Genomic DNA, 18,940 nt, shown 5'->3' on the forward strand with positions numbered 1-18,940 from the left:
TAGCTGACCGTTGTCTGGTCAGAATCTGGATCCGTGCGGAATCATGTCGCTAATTTTGTAGGCAACTTCGGTCCGGTTGGTCGCACCCAGTTTTTTCATAATGTTGCGGATGTGGACTTTTACCGTGCTCTCGCAAAGATTGAGCTCGTAGGCGATAATCTTGTTCGCCTTGCCGCGTCGCAGACCTTCCGCTACCGCTGACTGGCGTGCCGTAAACGACGTCGCAATGTGACGAAATTCATCGCTGCGACCGCCGACCAGTTTGCGCAGCGCAAGCACACTGCTTGCTGGAACAAACTTTCCGCCGGCGATGGCCAACTCGATTGCCTGCATGCAGATCTCGATGCCAACCGTTGTCGGAATATATCCCCTGACACCGAGCTCCAAAGCCTTCAGGACAAATGTCAGGTCGTCATTATCAGCGACAACAACAACAGCTGCGGTTTCGAAAGTTGCGACAAGTTCGCTTATTTCTGCGGTCAGCTCGGCGTCGTCCAGGCTCCTGTTGCCGGTGTTGATCAGGACAGCACGCAAGTTCGACAGTTCCTTCTTGGATGCCTGCCATTCCTCAAGGCTTCCGAAAGTAAATACCTTCAGGCCAATGTGATGATTAAGCAGCGCTTGCGCCAGACATTCGCGCTCCAAGGCCCGCTTGTCTACGATTGCTAGATAATCATCTGGACGATACTTTTGAAATTGGCGATCATTGTTGTATTTTTCGTTAAGTTGGTGATTGTTATTTACAACGATGTCGCGATTATAAGACGTTGCTTCACTTTTCCCCAAGTGAGATGGATTAGTATTCTCCATTTTAGTTCCCCAATTTTTATCATTTGTTGCGAATTGATATATTGAACGCGTCCAACCACGTTCAGCCGCACTTCTTTTCACGGTTTTTAATCTACGCTCTTTATTTGTTAGTGTCTTTAATCCTCTCATAATTCCTTCGATGTGGGGAAAATGCCCGGTGTAGGCAGCAGTAACTCGACACCATAGACTGGATTAATTCGTGCAGCCCCGCCGTTAGTTAGGAATCTGCAGATGTGCCTCGGAACGAGGCACATAAAGACAAGTTTATACTTGAATGTAGTTGTGATTTCGATCGCGAATGGAGCGCTCAGAGGGGGCGCGCGAAGCTTGTCTTCCCGGTGATTTGCCTTGCCCGTGTCAGCGTTTGCGGGCAGCTGTCGGATATCAGCCGATTGCCAGCGTGAGCTTCCGGCTAGTGAATGCTTCAGCAAAGCGCTCAGCGGCGCGGCACTCCATGCCGCGCAAACGGGCAAGTCCCTTGAACGTCAGTTCGTCAAACCAGTCCTTCGATCGCTGCGTACCGAAATGTTCGAGCAGAAGCTGGACTTTGCGGTCCATGACGGCAGCTGTGAGCGGCACATAGGTATTGTGCTGGGTCAAATCTCCATCCCACTTGGGGATCTCATATTCCAGCACAAGGTGGTTGCGGAAGATATTGGTTGTCAGCCGGTTGACTTCCCGATGGTCCTGATGCGCGTCGTCGCGGGCATGTGTGAAGATTACGCCGGGCGAAATGCGATCGCGCAAGGCGGTCAGCCATTGTTTGATTTCGCGGGTCTGGCTGGGAAAGTAACTGTCTTCGAATTCCGCAAGCTCAATCTTGCAGGACGCAGCCCCTTCAAGGAATGCCATAGCTGACTCATTCGCCTCCCGTGCACGCACGCCAGGCGCACTGAGTACGCACCAGTGGACATCAAGCAGGACGCCCTCGGCAATAAGACTGAGGATGGTCCCTCCCGCGCCAATCTCGATATCATCCGAATGAGCGCCGAGGCAAAGGACGGAGAGACGTTCCCCTCGTCTTGCCAAAGGCAGCTGTCTCATAGCGCCTTGACCAAGCGGATGTTGGCTGTATCTTTCGCAGCGCCATGGATCGTCCAGGGCATTTCACCCCTTTCGACCATCTCTTGAAGTGCCTGCCAATCGCGCAATGTGTCCATTGAGCGCCAGAATCCTTCGTGCTTGTAAGCCATGAGCATGTCATCTGCGATCAGCCGGCTGAACGGCTCGAGCACGAGCTCTTCGGATCCCTCATGTAATCGAAGATCTCGCCGCGGAACAGGAAATAGCCGCCATTGATCCAGATGTCGGAGCGGTCAGAAGACCGGAACTCGCGAACGCGGCCGTCTTCCGCAATATCGGCGAGGTGGTAGGTGAGCGGCGGACGGACCGCCAGAAAGCATGCAATCTTGCCGCTCGCTTCGAACTTTTCGATCATGTCGTCAAGGTCGACATTGCTCAGGCCATCACTGTAGTTGGCGAGAAAGATCTTTTCATTCCTTACCTGGTCGCGTACGGCCCAGAGCCGTTCACCGATGTTACGCCATATGCCGGTGTCGATCAGCGAGATGCGCCAATCTTTCTGGGATCCCCCAGTACTTCTACGTTGCCATCGCCCGTCACCACACAATCCGAGAATGTCTGGGGTCTGCAATTCAAGAAGAAGTCCTTGACGACGTTTGCCTTGTAGCCAAGGCAAAGAATGAAATCATCGTGTCCGTAATCGGCATAATATTGCATGACATGCCGCAGGATCGGCTGTGAGCCGAGCGGGATCATCGGTTTTGGAACGTTCTCCGAATATTCGCGGATGCGCGTGCCCATTCCACCGCAGAACAAAACGACTTTCATGGCTTGAGTTCCTTCGGGTCGATGATGCTGACACCTGGAATGGGAACGACGAATTTTGCGCCCCATTCCTGGACATGCCGCATCTGTGCAACGATCTCGTCCTTGAGATTCCAGGGCAGGATCAGGATGTAGTCGGGTTTCAACAGGTCGATAGCTTCGACGGGTTCGATCGGAATATGCATTCCCGGCGTATAGCGGCCGTGCTTGTAGGGATTTCTGTCCACGGTGAAATCGAGAAAGTCGGTGCCAATGCCGCAATAGTTGAGCAGGGTATTGCCCTTGCCCGGCGCTCCGTAGCCGCAGATTGTCTTGCCGGCTTCCTTTGCTGCGATCAGGAACGAAAGCAGTTCGCGCTTCACCTTGCGGGCACGCTCGACGAACGAGGTATAGACGGCGATCTTGTCGAGACCCGCCTTGATCTCATTGTTCAGCACGCCCGCAACGCTGGGTTGAGTTGGCCGCGCGCTGGTCTGATGCGCAAGATGAACGCGCAGAGATCCGCCATGCGTGACCAATTCCTCTACGTCAATGACTTTCAAGCCATGTTTCTTGGCCATGTGCTCAATCGTCAGAAGTGAGAAGTAAGAGAAGTGCTCGTGATAGATCGTGTCGAACTGGTTCTCGGCGATCAGCTTCTCGATATGCGGAAACTCGAGTGTGATCACGCCTTCCGGCTTCAACAGGAGCTTCATGCCTGCGACAAAATCATTGAGATCCGGAACCTGCGCAAGGACATTGTTGCCGACGATCAGGTCCGCGCGCAGCCCTTCGTTGATGAGGTCCCGCGCATATTTTTCACCGAAGAATTCAACCCTGGTGGGAACGCCTTTTTCAATCGCGACCTTTGCCACGTTGGCGGCGGGCTCGATCCCGAGCACAGGTACATTGAGCGGAATGAAATGCTGGAGCAAATATCCGTCATTGCTGGCCAGTTCAACAACGAGACTGTTGCGGTTAAGCTCGAGCTGCCGTGCCATTTGATGACAGTATTTTCGCGCATGCGCGACCCAGCTGGTCGAATAGGAGGAGAAGTAGGCATACTCCTCGAAGATGGCCTGCGGGCTCACATACTCCTTCAGTTGGACCAGAAGGCATTCTTCGCAAACGAATACGTGGAGCGGATAGTACGGCTCCATGGAATCGATCTGTTCGCGCGGAACAAAGCTTTCGCAAGGCGGGGACATTCCAAGATCAATGAAAGTGTGTTTCAAACCGGTACCGCACAGGCGACAATGATGAATTTTATCGCTTGGGCGGTTTGCCAATAAGAGAGTACTGGTTTGGATATTCATACCTTGGCTCCTGATCCACTGAACGAGATCACCGCACCCGAAACAAACTCCCTGGGTGCCGGGATCATCATCCTCATGGCAACGAAGGTACGGCCTCCGCGCCTCATGGGCGATATGACTATGCGATCAGGTGGCTCATCCGAACGGTGGAACGTGTCCATCCCGCGTCCGTCAAACGGAGTGCGCAGACGCCGCCGCGCGGGCGTTTCCGCAGACACCACGGGATTGCCGCCGCTGGAATTCACCCGTGCGGCCTACCCCTTATTGTGAGTTTCCCTGCGACAAGGAGTTTGACAAAATCGGACCCTCCACGCACCACTGGCAAGGGTTCGAACACGAGGCGAAACAGGATGAGATTTACTGAAACGGAACTGAACGGCGCCTGGCTGGTCGAGGCACTTCCAATGTCCGACGAGCGCGGCTCCTTTGCCCGGACCTTCTGCGTCAATGAGTTCCAGCAGCACGGACTGGAAACCAAGTTCGTGCAGCACAGCGTCTCGCATTCGGTGACAAAGCACACACTGCGCGGAATGCACTTTCAAACAGCACCGCATGCGGAGGTGAAAGTCGTCTCCTGCATACGGGGCGCCATAATGGATGTCATCATAGACCTGCGGCCACATTCCCCGAACTACCGGCGCTGGGCTGCCTATGAACTATCGGATTGTAACAACCGTCAGCTTTATATCCCCAAGGGATTTGCCCATGGGTTTCAGACGCTCAGAGATGACGCCGTGGTTTCCTACCTCATTTCGGAATTCTATAATCCCCAGGCATCGACGGGTGTCCGGTGGGACGATCCGGCATTCGCCATCGATTGGCCGGCAGAGCCGACTGTTTTGTCGGACAAGGATCGTGCCTGGCCATTGCTGGATACGGCATCGGCCTGATCTTACGATACGGCTTCAGCAAGGAGGCCATTTGCGCGCAGCAATTGGGCGGCGCGGGCAATGTCGCGGAAGGACATGCCGGACCGCTGCGCAATATCGAGCAAAGAGTGACTGCCGTCCGCCAGATTGAGAACCCACAAATAACCCATTGCGGTCTCCCCGGCGGCCTTGTCGCCTCCGAGCGCCGAGTAGAGGCCGCGCCGGCCGAGTTGAGGTTCACCTTTCGGGAAAAGGTTGACGGGTGTCCAGTTCATCTCGAGGATATCGATCACTTCCATGATCATTCCATAAGATGAGGCCAGATTTTCCGGAGAGATGAAATCCAGGTTGTCTGCTGAAGTATGGTATTGCGGAAAGGTACCGAACGCGCTGCGCTGGAAAAGCCCGACAGGAAGGTTGAAGCCGGGCGAACAATATTGCCGTTCGTCGTAGCCATAGGGACTGAAATCCTGGATGATTCCTCGCCGGCCCTCCGAGCTCAGGACATATTGCATCGCCTGATCGATGACGGCATTGCCGCGGCGGCTCCGCTTGTAATTCGGCCCCCCGCCATCGCCGACGCAGGAAACGATCAGCCCATGGTCGATGCGTGAAATATTGTCCTCGTTGGAGGCAAGCCAGGTTAGCGCCCCGATCGTTCCCGGCGCAAAAAGAAACCGGTAATTGTAGCGGGTCTTTCGCGACCGCAAGGCCGCGGCGAGACAGGCGAGCAAGGCCAGACCGGAACAATTGTCATTGGCGAGCGATGGGTGGCAGATATGTGCGGACAGCAGCACGTCCCTGTCGGATTGGCCCCTGTGGAAATATTCCCCATAAGTGAGGTGTCCGTCGGTCTTGTCCGCATCGATAAAGACTTCGTATTCGCCATCTTCAAGCTGAGCAAGCTCGTTGTGCGCCATGCAGAAACCCCACTGCTCGCTGTAATACGATGTCCGGTAGGGAATGAGATCCGGCTGTTCGGGAAGGGTGTAGACATGGGATTTAAGCTCGCTGAGCGGCATCGTTTCATGCACGGCCTTGCTGTAACCAAGCACATGCAAATTGTGATCGGCAAAATCGACGATTTTTCGCCCCGACGCGTTCTTGATGTAGGCGTCGCGGATGTTCCATTCCTGGGGTACGGTCCAGTCGAGCACCTGGGTGCCGGTGGGCACCTCATGCTGCGTAATATCGATATGCTGGCCGAGAACACGCAGCGTTTCGCGTACGCCGCCTCCTGTTATGCTTCGGCAAATCGGGAAGAGACGGGCGGCCAGTGCGTAGATGCGGATACCAACATCCACCTGCGCGTCGGCCGCCGATCTGATTGTATCGAACGAGACCATAAAGCTGTTCATGGCAAATGCTTCGCCATCATATGACTGCGTCTGCCAGAGCCGGGTGCCGTGTCGATGACGGAACACGACGCAGGCTATTGTTGAGTGTGCCTTCGTCGAGGGATTTTCGGATATGGCTTATGCGCTGGTAGCGCGGCCCTTCGAATTCCTGCAATGTCAGGCCGGCGCTGACATAGGCCGCATGAAGCTGCTCAGCTCCAGCCTTTGCATCCCAGGCCGGCTTGAAGGCCGGGAGCACCCGCGCAATCTTTTCGAAACTGACGCGATACGATCGGGTGTCAGGTCCTGCGTCCTCGGCAAACTCGAGGCGGCAGCCCGGTACGACCTGGGCCACGATCTCGGCGATTTCGCGGATGCGGTAATTATGTGCGGATTGACCGACATTGAACGCCTCGTTGTGCACCTTGTCCTTTGGCGCTTCCATGGCGGCCAGGAATGCGCGCGAGATATCTTCGATATGAACAATCGGACGCCACGGTGAACCATCCGACTTGAGCATGATGACACCTTCGGTGACGGCCCAGGCCACGAGATTATTCAAGACGATATCGAACCGCAGCATTGGCGACAGACCATAGGCTGTAGCGGGCCTCAGGTAAGTTGGCGTGAAACTGTCGTCGGCCAGCTCAGCAATATCCCGCTCGGCGAGAACTTTTGAACATCCATAGGCCGTTACCGGATTAAGCTCGCCAGTTTCATCGATCATGCCCTCACCGGACTTGCCATAATTGCTGCAGGATGAGGCGAAGAGGAAGCGAGGCACCCCGGCGGCCTTGGCCGTCCTGGCAAAGTTGACGCTGCCCCGATGGTTGATCTCGTAGGTTATGTCCGGATTGAGGTTGCTCAATGGATCATTCGACAACGCTGCCAGGTGGATGACGGCATCGAAGCCCTTGAGATCATTGATCTCCACATCGCGCACATCCTTGCAAACGCCAGGGATGTCCTTGATAGAGCCGCCGGGCGCATAGGAGCAGCTGCGATAAAGCTCCGCGTCGTAACCGTGAACGTCATGCCCTGCTTTCATGAGGAAGGGCACCATGACCGATCCAATATAACCACGATGTCCTGTCACGAGTACTTTCATTGCATCCTGTCCTTCTACGGATTTGTAATTGATTTTTCAGAACGGTACTTCCAGGTGCGGTAGACGGCGAGAGAGGAGTTAGGAGGATCGGGACGGCAATATGGACTAAACTTTTGGCAGGTGTGCTACGCCTTTTGCCCGATCTGACCAAACCTTGCTCTAGCTTCCACTCCCCAAAACCAGGACCCAATCGTCGAAACCTCCGGAATTGCGCGGTTCAGGCGTTTCAAACGTAACGATGCCCCGCGTTACGGATCCAGCCTCGGACGCCTCGGTGTACTTGCCGGAAGCGGGATCGTACCATCGCGCACGCCTAACGGATGGGGCCAGCGCGCTTGTATCAATCGCGATGCTGTTTCTTCCGGAGATGTAGAGGACGGCGGCTTTGCCCTCCTTCGTCATTGCTCCCAAAGCAAGGCCCTTGTCGGATTGGTCAGGCTTTGCCAGAAGCCTCCCGCGTTCCGGCTCCAATTCCCACCAGGGCAATGCATCGAAGAATTGTTTCAGGTAGCTGACGCTTTGCGAGCCACGGCTTCCCAATGCATCCTCCCAGGTGCCCGGCGCATCGTAGAGGCCAGGTCCGGCAAAATGCCAAAGGGGATTGTTACCGAATATCTGACCGCAGGCGCCTGCCAGAATTGTACCGTACGCATTGAGCCGAAGAGATTGTTCGTCCGATCCACGCTCATTCTCGTAGGGACCCTCTATGAAGAAAAACGGGAGTGCCGGCCCAGCACGCTGGCGTTGGAGCGCGCGGTCGATGATCTCGTCATAAGCATAGAGAGTGTCCAGGGTGAACCACGGGGCTCCTGCCCAATCCCCGCTGCCGACGGTATTCGCCCCGCGATGAACGGTCTGGAGCGCAGCCGGATTGGCATCGGATATGCCGCGCGCAAGTTCGTCTACCAGCCTTTTGTCGGGCGTATCATAGTCGCCGCCCTGGACCCAGATGATATTCGGATAGTCGCGATAACGCTTGCCGAGGTAGCGTCCGTAGCTTCGCATTGCTTTGGCACCCGCTGCCTTGATTTCCCGGAACCACCCTTCGGTGCCTCCATCGGAGCCGAGGTATGACGGAACGAGCAGAACGAGAAATCCGCGTTCCCGTGCGCGATTGAGAATCCAGCTCTGCGCCGCCGAAATAGGCTTCGTTGGGTTTGGTGAAATCACCGTCCACCAGAAAGGGTGCGTGCTTGTAGAAATTGCGCGGGCTATTCCGGCTGAACCGGTGCTCGATGAGGGAAACGAGAATCGTATTGAAACCACGGCGCTGGCGATCGGCGAGATATTTGTCCGCATCCTCGCGGGAGAGGTCGCCGATCAGGGACCATGCGCTATCGCCCGTGATCAGAAACGGCCGGCCGGCCGCATCTTCCAGATACCGGTGATTGTCTGCAACCCGTAGCGGAAAGACAGTCTCCTGGGCGGCAGCGGCGAAGGAGTAGACAATCAGCAATCCGGCAAAAAGGCAGCGAAAGCATTGCTGGATAACATCAGCCATGCGCCGCCAGTTCCCGTTCGCGCACGGCCGCGGGTTTTGTGTTGAAACGGCGGAAGACCACTTCCGACGGACGGCCGACAAGATAGTTTTCAACACCGTTTTCGAGGGCTTTCTTGTAGATTGTGAGCGCACCGTCGACGGCTTCGATCGTCTTGGCGACATCCTCATCGCTGTGGGTGTAGCTGACGACGAGCGATGGCATCAGCACGCCACGCTTGATCGTTTCCTGCAGGAACAGTGTCCGGAACGCCTGCGAAGGCTCGCGGTCCTGGTCGAGTGTCGCATAGGTGAGACAGCATGCCCGGCCGGTCACCTTCACAAAGGCGCCGAGACCGTGGCGGGTGACAGCCTGGGCGATTCCAACCCTCAAGGCCTGACCCTGAGCGTAGAGGTGCTCGATGACCGGTTCGTTCTGGTAAATGCGCATCGTTGCTATTGCCCCGGCCAAGGCGTGCGTTTCCGCCCCATGCGTCGTTGACAAGAGGAACACCCGCGGACTCTCCGTTTGTTCGAGCCCGCCCAGTTCCATGTACTTGCGTTTGCCGGCAAGTGCCGAGATCGAGAAACCATTGCCAAGCGCCTTGCCGAAGCAGGAAAGGTCAGGCTCAATACGATAGAATTGCTGAGCTCCACCACGATGCCAGCGGAAACCGGTGATCATTTCGTCGATGATGAAGAGGGCACCGTTGCGATGGCAAATATTGCGGGCCTCGTGGAGGAAATTATTCTCGGGATCGTCGCCGCGCGACGCCTCGAGGATCAAACAAGCAATCTTGCCCGGATACCGTTCGAACAGGCTGCTGACACTCTCGATATTGTTATACTGAAAACCAAGCGTCAGTTCCTGCACAGCGCGCGGGATGCCGGCGTTCATTTCCGTCGTCCCGATGAACCAATCATCGGTTGAGAAGAATGGATGGTCGCTGCAGCGGGCGATGTAATCACGGCCCGTCGCTGCGCGTGCAAGGCGGACGGCACCGGATGTCGCGTCGGAGCCATCCTTGCAGAACTTGACCATATCAGCGCTGGCGACCGTCTCCAGAAACGTCTCCGCGCATTCCACTTCCACGTCGGCAGGTCGCGTGAAGTTGCAGCCGAGTTGCAGCTGGCGGGTCACGGCCTCGAGAACCGGCGGATAGGCATGTCCGAGGCCCACCGCCCGGTTTCCCATACCGTATTCGATGTATTCATTGCCATCAGCGTCCCAGACATGGCTGCCCAGGCCCCTCGCAATGAACCCAGGCGACAAGACCGGATATTGATCATCTCCCTTGGCATAGGTATGGGACCCGCCAGGGATAAGGTCATGAGCCAGCCCACGCAGCTGGTTCGACTTTTCAAAATTGCTGATCAATGCGGACATGTGCCAATACCCCAATTATCGAACCTCTTGACCGCAATGCCTCCCGGGCACGTTGGACCTCATCATAGTATATGCCGGTCCCGGAGCAGAATTTCACTTCGGCAATTCAGCCATCCGCACGCGCCAAAAGACGTAGTACGGGAGAATTGCCCGGCTTCAGATCCTCTCCCGCATCACCCGCAACCAATTCTTGATCGGAGTCGGAATAAACGTCCGCAAACCGGAACGAAGCCCCTTTGGCATTGACCACTCCTCGATATCGAGCGGGGCAGCTATGCTGGGCCGTCGTTCTTGGAGCTGCCTGATCACCTCGAAATAGCGGCGAGCCATGGCGTCGATGGTGAAAACATTCTCTGCCTTGTCACGAGCGGCCGTGGAGACCGACGTTGAGGTGTCAGGGTTTGCTGCGATCTGCGAGATTATTTGTGCAGCTTCGGCCGTATTGCCGATCGAGAAGAGATAACCGTTGACGCCGTTGTCGACGATCGTGTCGGTCACGCCCCGGATGCGCGACACGACCGGAATGCACCCGACCGCCATCGCCTCGGTCAGAGTCAGGCCAAAGCCTTCAAACCGCGAGGGCATGATCATGACATCCTGTTGGATGAGCAGACCGTGAACATCTTTGGGGTGCACCGCGCCCAGGATCGTCACGCGTCGGGCGTGACGCGCGAGCTTCGATCGCAATGCCGGCAAATCTGGCCCGTCGCCTGCGACAGTCAGGTGAATCGATGGGGCCAGCTTGTCGAGGATGTCCGGCAACCAGAATACCCCCTTTGAGGCATCTTCAACACGTCCAAGGAAGATAACGCGCAATGGCTCCTTGGTCCGCGGGGTGCGCGCGAGCGTTCGTGACGAACGGGTGTCGGCAGCGTGAGGGATTGCAAAGGTTCTTTCCGCCTGGAAACCCATAGCCTGGACCAGATCGCTCCTGATACGCTCCGATACGCCGATGGCAGCATGAACGTGGTCCTTGACGGACGATGCAGCTGCATAAGTACCGGCGGTGATATTGTGCACGATCATGATGCGCATGATCGACTCGGGCAGATATCGCGCGATGTTGGTTTGTATCCGGTCACTCAGGACGTTAATGAATACGCCGTCGAATCCGCCGGCTTCAATGGCCTTTGCGAGCGCCTTCGCCTGATCCCGTTCCGTCGCGAGGCCGTCAATGTGTACCGCGTTGCCAAGTGCAAATTCGGGGAACCACTCGGGTTGTCGCAGTGTCTCGCTTTCGCCCATGGCGAGCCAGCAGACCTCGATACCGAACGCGGCCAATCCTTCGCGCAAATGCTTGAACACCGTATAGGTGCCGCCGATGTGCGGGCGTACGAAATAAGCGAGCTTCATTGAACATTATCCCCGGTGATAACCATGCCAAACGTGAAAACTGATCACCGGCATGATAGCCGTGTCAGCCCTGTCCGCTGAATGTGTCGCAAAGGACGTATCGGACAGCACTTTGGCCGAAGCCATCAACCAATAGGCCTATCGGAATGAGGGGTGCCGTCAGCCGGAAGCGAACACAGGGGCAGCGCCACTGCAGAATTTCGATCGAACAAGAACTCAAGGAGGCAATCCTCTTGGGTCGAAAGCCGCCTCGCAAATTCCTCATCCCACCCCAAAATCTGGTTGCGCAGATCCGATCGTTGATCGAGAACTCTATTGAACTGCTGCTTGAGCAGGTCCAGATCGAATGTTTCTATGGACTGGCAGTAATCATCAAGATTCATGTCCACCATGAGTGAGCGATTTTTTACAGAATATTCCAGTGAGATCGCCGGGCGGCCGAGTTTCAAGGCACTTACAAGGTTGTGGTAGCGGCTGACGACGACAAGATCGGTCTTTACGATTTCAGTCATGAGTTCTCGCAAAGTGTGCGTCCTCACAGCTGCTACTTGATCGTAGACGTTCCGATCTGTTGACTTTATCCGTTCAATGAAATCCTGGATCGCTGACCAGTCGCCCTCATCTCCCGTAAGCAGCCGAACGCGAAATCCATTGTCCAGCAGCCAAGCAACAAAGGCATTCAACTTGTCCAAATAATGCCGGTAGATATTCTCGCGGTTTGTATTGCCTCTCGACCAGCCAAAGTAGGACATGACGCCTACGCCAACGTTGATGGCCGCATCGCCGTCTGGTGGAGGCGATGCCGGACTTGCCAAGTTGAAGACAATGTCAGGATAGATGTTGTCTCGATCGACGTTGACACCAATACTCTGCATGAACTGCTTCGACGCGAGATCCCTATAGGACCTGTAGGTTGCAAACTGTGCCGCCTTTTTCATGAAGAACCGGCTGAGCCTGTTTCGTATGGGCCCAGCACCGATGCAAACAAAGACGATCTTCTTGCGCAAGAGCCAGGCGATGAGGCACCACTTGAAAACCGTGAACGGCCACCCGAATGGGCTGTCCTGAAAATCATCCAGGAAGCCGGTTCCCGGTACGATGATGACGTCAAGCTTACGGGTCTCCTGAATTGCGTACCAGATACCAAGAAGGCGCGAGGGTACGCGAAACAGCATACGGTTGATGGTGTTACCGATTGATTGTTCATCGAGCTCGGGAGACATTCGCTTCGCGGCAATGCCATACATCTGTTCAACGCGAGCTGGATTTGCGCAGATACATACAAGATGCGTATCGGAGCCGCGACGGCGCAGGAAAGCGATCATCGATTCAAGCGATGCGTCGTTTCCGCTATTGCCGCCACCAAAGAGCCCGAAGAGCCCAATTCTCATGCCGTGCCCTCCGGATTCCTAACGAAGAATCGATGGTTCTCTCAAAGCAACATGCTTTTCCGCTCCCATAATGTGCTTTTAAACTGCTGAGGGACATATATTCTTTCGGATGATTTATGATGTAGCGCGCACTCGCCACCCGTTAGGTGTCGGCGTCTATGGGAGCCCGATTGTGCCTGGAGCGGAGCCTTATGTATGTCGGCGCGGATTAGAACACTTACCGCATTACGCCGCTTGACTGTGCGACTACGCCCAATAGCTGCATTTCCTTGCAGTACAGATGTTATAGCTTTGTAGTTACGTTGCCGAAGGAGGGCACGGAACCATGAAACACGTTCGTCGTGCCGTTCTGATGGCCACTATCGGGCAATACATCAGCATCATCGTCAGCCTTGCCCTCATTGCAGTAATGTCCCGGTTGATGACGCCGGCCGAGATCGGTCTGTCGGTAATCGGGTTGAGTGTAACGACCATGGTTTTCTCGCTGCGGGAGTTCGTTACCTCGGATTTCCTCATCCAGCTCGAAACAGTCGAACGCCAGGACGTTTGTACCGCACGAACAGTAATGCTTTGTTTCACCTCGTTCCTGGGATTGGTGCTTTTGCTGGCGTCTCCAACGCTAGCCAGGTTCTACGACAACGAAACACTCAAACTGTTCCTTTCGTTGACGATTGCGGCAGCCGTTATTGAGAGTCTGGCGGCGCCAAACCTGTCACTTATTCGTCGCGACATGGAATTCGGTACGGTTACGCTGATCGATACGGTGCGCATTCTTGTGAATGCACTGGCGACCGTAGGCTTTGCCGTATTCGATTGGGGCGTCATGAGCTTTGCGATAGGTGCGCTCGTCTCGAGCATTGCGGCAACCGGGCTCGCATTAATGTCGCGCCGGTTGTGGTGGAGTTTTATTCCGTCTTTCAAGTCGATTCAGGCATTAACGCAATTCGGGCGGTACAGGGGTGCGACAAGCGTTGTCGATCGCTTCTATGATGCCTTGCCAATGGTTATGCTCGGCAGCCTCATGTCTTCAGCTGCCGTGGGTCAATATAATCGCGGGGTCACGATTTCCAATCTTCCCGACAGATTGGTTCTTTCGTCGGTTTTTTCCGTGGCGTTTCCGGCATTGGCGGCGGGCGTGCGAGACAAGGTGGACATAAAGAAATCCTATTTGCGCGCGCTTAGCTTCATTACAGTGGTCTATTGGCCAGCTCTTCTGATGGTTTCGATTATCGCTGACCCCATCGTCCATGTCGTGCTTGGAAACGGGTGGAATGACGTTATTCCAATTGCGCGGTTGCTGACGCTTTCTTCCATCTTCTTTTTCCCGGTTGTCCTGACTTACCCATTGCTGATTGCGCTGAATGCCAATCGATCGGCATTTGCTTTTAACATGCTGTCCCGGGTCGCTTCGGCGGTAATTCTCTTCATTGCTGCCTTTTTTGGCGTCTTTGCCATTGTTGCAAGCCAGTTCATCAGTCTGCCGCTGCAGATGGTATTGTGCTTCATCTTTGTTCGCCGGTACGTCAAGTTCGCATGGTGGGATCTATGCAAAGCGATCTTACCCAGTGCATATGTCAGCCTTGCAACCATTGCAGGCCCGTTGACAGTAGCAGTTTGTCTAGGTTTTCGCTTCGACTTCACCCTCGCGCAAACCGCGCTGGTTTGCTTCCTCGCCATCGTGGGCTGGCTGATAGGTTTAAAAGGAACACAGCATCCATTTCTTGAAGAGATTAGCAGCGTCTTCATGGAAAGCGCCGGAGATATTCGAGCTTGGCGTCCATATTTCCTGAGAAGCGTTCAGCGGTGAGCCGGTTGCGATCGGGGAAAGGATAGTTCAATGGCGCGCGTGGACATCGCGATACCAAACTACAACTACGGCCGGTTTCTGCGCCATTGCGTCGCAAGCGTGCAGAACCAGGACATCGACGACATGCGGATTCTCATCATCGACAATGCCTCAACCGATGACAGTGTCGAAATTGCCCGTGAGATCGCAGCCGCGGACTCTCGAGTTGAACTTCTTCTCCGCCCGAAAAATCTCGGTCCTCACGCATCGTTCAATGCAGCAATCGACTGGGCGCAATCTGATTATTTTACGATACTGTGCTCAGATGACTATCTGCCGGCCGGTTCGCTGCGCGCTGCCCTCTCATCGCTCGACCGGCATCCCGACGCGAACCTGGTGTTTGGCCACACGGTCTTCGTCCAGGGCGAAGAAGCGCCAACTCTCCCGAGCGGGTTGACAGGGGCTGAACAATATATGGCCGGCGACGCGTTTCTGCGCTGTTTCTGCAGTACCGGGCGCAGCCCAATCGATGGTCCGATGGCGGTGGTGAGAACGGAAGCGCAAAAGCGACTTGGTTACTACAGACCGGATCTGCCACACACGGACGACATGGAGATGTGGATGAGGTTTGGAGCGATTGGAGCTGTCGTCAGGCTTGACGGTGTCCAATCGATCGTCCGCATTCATGGAGCCAATCAATCGGCCGTGCTGAAGAATGTGCACCATTGGAACATTGAATCGCAGGCGGCATTTGAAGCATTCTTCGAAGCTTACGGGGCGTCCTTGCGTGACGCGGATGAATTGCTCCGCAAAGCCAGGCGAAGTTTGAGTGACCGCGCCTATTGGTGCGCTGTTTCGCATCTGTTGCGTGGTGACCCGGGCGTGCGTGATTTGATCGGCTACGCAGTCCGGCTTCATCCGATGAGCGCTATACTTCCACCGTTAGGCTACCTTTGGCGTCGGCCTGACGCCATTAGCCGCCTCAGGTCGCTTGTCGGCATGGCCCGGGTTGATCCGGCACAATCTGCCTGAGGCCCGCCGGGCGACCGGTTCCAGCCAGCGATGCAAACTGGCTGTTCATTCTGGAAGCAAGTTTTTGATTCTGCGCACGATTGTTGGACGATACATCAGCCTCCCTCTTCTGGGGCAGTAGTACCCAACTGATGTTATCGGATATGGGAGACGCGCCAGTCTCATTAGTTTGGCGGCTAGGTTTCCCGCTTTGGTAGTAGTCCAGTATACATGAAGCTAATTATCATTCGAACGAATATCAGTGCTTAATATAGCCAAGGATGGCGATACTATGTGGACCGGAACGCCGATGATCGACGACGAACAAATACGGATTGAACTTATGGCCACACAATTCTGGCTGCGCGCGCTCTTCATGCATGTGGCGACCGGCACGCCGCCCAGTTCGTTTTCCGTCCAGGAGTATCTCACTGAACTCAAGAACTCGGCACCGCAGGACAGCGGGAGCGGCCTGTCCCCGGCAGATTGGGACACGGAGCATTTGCTGCACTATCCATGTTATGAGCGAGTAGGGTTGCAGATCATGGAAACGCTTCAAAGCCTGGAGCGGAAGCTGGCACCTTTCGCTACGCATGGAAGGCACTGAAAAATTGGAGCGTGTGGACTGTCTTATTGCAGGTGGTGGCGTCATCGGCTTGGCGATCGCCCGTGAGTTCTCACTGAGGGGCATCGAAACGCTCATCGTCGAAGCGGCCGAAACCTTCGGCACCGGCATAAGTTCCCGCAACTCCGAAGTGATCCACGCTGGGATATACTATCCGAAAGGGAGCCTGAAAGCACGGCTGTGCGTTGAGGGCAGGGATGCGCTCTACGCCTTTGCCGAGAGCCATGGCATCGCGCATTCGAGATGCGGCAAGTTGATCGTTGCAACCAATGATAGCCAGATCGGAACCCTAGGCACCATCGCCGCCCGCGCGAGTGCCAATGGTATCGATAATCTTCAACTTCTGTCGGAACTTGAGGCGAAGAGACGGGAGCCTGAGCTTACTTGCACTGCAGCTCTTTTTTCCCCGGCTACCGGCATCATTGACAGTCACGGGCTCATGCTTGCGCTCCTCGGCGATGCAGAAAGGCATGGGGCTGCAATAGCCTATCGTACAAGAGTTGCCGGTGGCGAAGTCAACGAAGATGGTTTTCGGGTTGAAACAATTGAAGGTGATCGCGCGCAACTGTTCCAGATACAGGCATCAGTTTTCATCAATGCCTGCGGTCTTGAAGCGCCTGCCCTGGGGTCCGCCATCGCGGGGCTGCCGGATAGGTTTATCCCGCGCAGGCGTTACGCCAAGGGCAATTATTTTGCCGCTGCGGGAAAGTCCCCATTTACGCACCTTGTTTACCCGGTCCCGGAAGAGGGAGGGCTGGGGGTCCACCTCACACTTGATCTTGCCGGCCGGATGCGTTTTGGCCCTGACGTCGAATGGGTGGAGGATATCGAATACTCTGTCGATCCGCTGCGCGCATTGCGGTTCTATGACGAAATACGAAAATATTGGCCCGACCTGCCGGATGGTGCGTTGCAGCCCGCATATTGCGGCATTCGTCCCAAACTCATGATCGGCGGCGAGCCCGCCGCAGATTTCGTCATCGAGGGTCCGTCAGCCCATGGGATCGGAGGCCTGGTCAACCTTTTCGGTATCGAAAGCCCCGGCCTGACATCCTGCCTCGCCATCGCAAAGCATGTGGCGGATCTCGTGCGACCCAAGTGACGCGGGTGCGTTACGCCTTTTAGCCAGATTGCTTTTATCCCTGCCCTCCTGTTGACTTGGTATATAGAGTTTAGAGTGGCACTCATCATGGTCTGGTTATTAATCTGGTTACTGACGATACTTAGTTTCACGATGTTAATTCACGGGTTACTTGTACCCGGCCGATTCTATCACTACCCCTTCTTTGCCGCTGGTATTTTCATCAGCTTTATCCTGCCGCAATTGCCAGGATTGGCCAACAGCCGCTTCGTCCAGGACGAGGCGCTGGTCAAGACGCTGGTGTTCTCCTGTCTCTGTCTTGCAATGTGTGGCGTGGGGTGGAGCGTAGGAACGCGGCCGAAGATCGTCAAAGACATCATGTTCAGTGAGGATCGCCTCTTGAAGGCGGCAGCGGTCCTCTCTTTGGTCGGTGCATACTTTTTCTACAAGTTTGGACACCTTCCTGATGAATTGCGCTTGCGCGGTCAATTGTCCGGCCTGCCGGTGGCCTATCTCTTCTTTGCCAAGTTACTTACATACGGCCTCGCATTGGCGCTGATTTGCTATGCGCGGCGCGGTTCGAGAATAGCGCTCCTCATCATAATATTCGACGCAACGTTCTATCTCGAGAGAATTGTAATCGCCGGCCGTCGCGCGGAAACCGCTGAATTCTGTCTGCTGATCGCACTCGCCTTCTGGTTTCAAAGACGGTGGGCCGTCCCCCGTATTGCTGTTGTAGGGGGGCTCGTACTCAGTGTCGTCGGGATGTTGGGGGCCGGAGAGTACCGGGCGGCGACCTACTATGGCGAAACGCGCGACTGGAGCGCAGTGGTGAACATCGATCTTGAGAAAAACTGGAATCGGATGCTGAAGGAAGGCGGTGACGAGGTACACAACGCAGTGAGCTCGATTCAGTTCCTCGATGAAAGCCATCAATTCAATTACGGAATAGAGCACTGGAACGATCTGGTCTTCACCTTTGTGCCCGCACAACTCGTGGGCCAAGATATCAAGAGTGCCCTGATTATTCCGCCGTTAAACTCAATTCACAGCAAGTATTACACTCCTGGCGTCGGAGAAACGTCCACCGGCATGGCCGATGCTTTTTCCTCATTCTGGTATTTTGGCTGCGTAAAGTTCTTCCTGGTGGCGTTCGCCATGGGCCGGTTCTATTCAAATGCCATAAAAGGGAACACGCTGTTCCAGATCGTTTATATGTTATCGGCGGTGCCCTCCATCCTCGTTATCACTCATTTTACCAACGAGATCGTCATTGCCTGGGTGCATATGGCTGCGTTCCTCGTCCCCGCCCTCTATTATGCAAGAGCGCGAAACTATCCCGTGGGCAATGCAGCTTTCAGCACGGCATGACCGCCAGACGCAGCGCCATTCGGGCGTTAGAATCGCTAACGTCTTGTTGAGGCAGGCGCGCCGGCAATCAAAATTGCCGGCCTAGTCCGATCGTTGTGTATCTACATCCCTTGAGTGACCAACTAGCCCAGATAGGTGGCTCGCGCTCAATGCGGCTACTCTCTACTATCTCCACCGGAAAGATTTTTTGA

General features: G+C 55.3%; 16 protein-coding genes and 2 pseudogenes. 7 read left to right on the plus strand and 11 right to left on the minus strand.

What is annotated here, in order from left to right; genetic code table 11:
- Nucleotides 1-18: 18 nt before the first annotated feature.
- The 4 genes and pseudogenes from N8E89_RS09030 to N8E89_RS09045 form a co-directional block, all read right to left on the minus strand.
- Complete coding sequence (locus N8E89_RS09030; protein WP_262261774.1) at nt 19-810, minus strand: response regulator transcription factor; 792 nt, start codon at nt 808-810, stop codon at nt 19-21.
- A 384-nt stretch (nt 811-1,194) separates the two neighbouring features.
- A complete protein-coding gene (locus N8E89_RS09035) occupies nt 1,195-1,854 on the minus strand; it encodes a PIG-L deacetylase family protein (RefSeq protein ID WP_106667422.1) in 660 nt (219 codons plus the stop codon).
- Nucleotides 1,851-2,661: pseudogene (locus tag N8E89_RS09040) on the minus strand (sugar phosphate nucleotidyltransferase). Before N8E89_RS09040 ends, N8E89_RS09035 begins: the two are co-directional and overlap by 4 nt.
- Nucleotides 2,658-3,953, minus strand: a complete 1,296-nt coding sequence (locus tag N8E89_RS09045; protein WP_113174054.1) for a class I SAM-dependent methyltransferase — start codon at nt 3,951-3,953, stop codon at nt 2,658-2,660. Before N8E89_RS09045 ends, N8E89_RS09040 begins: the two are co-directional and overlap by 4 nt.
- A gap of 3 nt (nt 3,954-3,956) precedes the next feature.
- Here N8E89_RS09045 and N8E89_RS09050 point away from each other — a divergent pair, with 3 nt between their 5' ends.
- Entirely contained in the window at nt 3,957-4,223 is a 267-nt protein-coding gene (locus N8E89_RS09050; RefSeq protein WP_106667425.1) for a hypothetical protein, read from the plus strand.
- A gap of 80 nt (nt 4,224-4,303) precedes the next feature.
- Entirely contained in the window at nt 4,304-4,843 is a 540-nt protein-coding gene (rfbC, locus tag N8E89_RS09055; protein WP_262261776.1) for a dTDP-4-dehydrorhamnose 3,5-epimerase, read from the plus strand.
- Nucleotides 4,844-4,845: 2 nt separating this feature from the next.
- On the opposite strand, the gene N8E89_RS09060 is transcribed toward rfbC, so the two are convergent.
- The 7 genes and pseudogenes from N8E89_RS09060 to N8E89_RS09090 form a co-directional block, all read right to left on the minus strand.
- Complete coding sequence (locus N8E89_RS09060; protein WP_113174056.1) at nt 4,846-6,168, minus strand: DUF4910 domain-containing protein; 1,323 nt, start codon at nt 6,166-6,168, stop codon at nt 4,846-4,848.
- A 28-nt stretch (nt 6,169-6,196) separates the two neighbouring features.
- Nucleotides 6,197-7,267, minus strand: a complete 1,071-nt coding sequence (locus tag N8E89_RS09065) for an NAD-dependent epimerase/dehydratase family protein (RefSeq protein WP_106667428.1) — start codon at nt 7,265-7,267, stop codon at nt 6,197-6,199.
- A 159-nt stretch (nt 7,268-7,426) separates the two neighbouring features.
- Nucleotides 7,427-8,437, minus strand: a complete 1,011-nt coding sequence (locus N8E89_RS09070; RefSeq protein ID WP_262261777.1) for an apiosidase-like domain-containing protein — start codon at nt 8,435-8,437, stop codon at nt 7,427-7,429.
- Nucleotides 8,438-8,459: 22 nt separating this feature from the next.
- Nucleotides 8,460-8,768, minus strand: a pseudogene (locus N8E89_RS09075) (DUF4038 domain-containing protein); the annotation flags it as partial.
- A complete protein-coding gene (locus N8E89_RS09080) occupies nt 8,761-10,131 on the minus strand; it encodes a glutamate-1-semialdehyde 2,1-aminomutase (protein ID WP_262261779.1) in 1,371 nt (456 codons plus the stop codon). The pseudogene N8E89_RS09075 and the gene N8E89_RS09080, both read right to left, overlap by 8 nt.
- Nucleotides 10,132-10,287: 156 nt before the next feature.
- Complete coding sequence (locus N8E89_RS09085; protein WP_262261781.1) at nt 10,288-11,484, minus strand: glycosyltransferase family 4 protein; 1,197 nt, start codon at nt 11,482-11,484, stop codon at nt 10,288-10,290.
- 125 nt (nt 11,485-11,609) lie between these two features.
- A complete protein-coding gene (locus N8E89_RS09090; protein ID WP_262261782.1) occupies nt 11,610-12,875 on the minus strand; it encodes a polysaccharide pyruvyl transferase family protein in 1,266 nt (421 codons plus the stop codon).
- Nucleotides 12,876-13,200: 325 nt separating this feature from the next.
- Between N8E89_RS09090 and N8E89_RS09095 the strand changes: the two genes are divergently transcribed.
- From N8E89_RS09095 to N8E89_RS09115, 5 genes are all read left to right on the plus strand, one after another.
- Entirely contained in the window at nt 13,201-14,682 is a 1,482-nt protein-coding gene (locus tag N8E89_RS09095) for an oligosaccharide flippase family protein (RefSeq protein ID WP_262261783.1), read from the plus strand.
- 30 nt (nt 14,683-14,712) lie between these two features.
- Nucleotides 14,713-15,693 carry a glycosyltransferase family 2 protein gene (locus tag N8E89_RS09100; protein WP_262261784.1) on the plus strand — a complete coding sequence of 327 codons (981 nt, stop codon included), beginning with the start codon at nt 14,713-14,715 and terminating at the stop codon, nt 15,691-15,693.
- 241 nt (nt 15,694-15,934) lie between these two features.
- Nucleotides 15,935-16,279, plus strand: a complete 345-nt coding sequence (locus N8E89_RS09105; RefSeq protein WP_146147888.1) for a hypothetical protein — start codon at nt 15,935-15,937, stop codon at nt 16,277-16,279.
- Between the two features lie 4 nt (nt 16,280-16,283).
- On the plus strand, nt 16,284-17,399 hold the full coding sequence (locus tag N8E89_RS09110) for an NAD(P)/FAD-dependent oxidoreductase (protein WP_262261871.1): 1,116 nt from the start codon (nt 16,284-16,286) through the stop codon (nt 17,397-17,399).
- Between the two features lie 75 nt (nt 17,400-17,474).
- Nucleotides 17,475-18,749 (plus strand): hypothetical protein, encoded by a 1,275-nt coding sequence (locus tag N8E89_RS09115; RefSeq protein WP_146147889.1) that lies wholly within the window; start codon nt 17,475-17,477, stop codon nt 18,747-18,749.
- Nucleotides 18,750-18,940 lie beyond the last annotated feature (191 nt).

It is taken from the genome of Phyllobacterium sp. A18/5-2, assembly GCF_025452215.1.
In the GTDB taxonomy this organism is placed as follows: Bacteria; Pseudomonadota; Alphaproteobacteria; order Rhizobiales; family Rhizobiaceae; genus Phyllobacterium; species Phyllobacterium sophorae.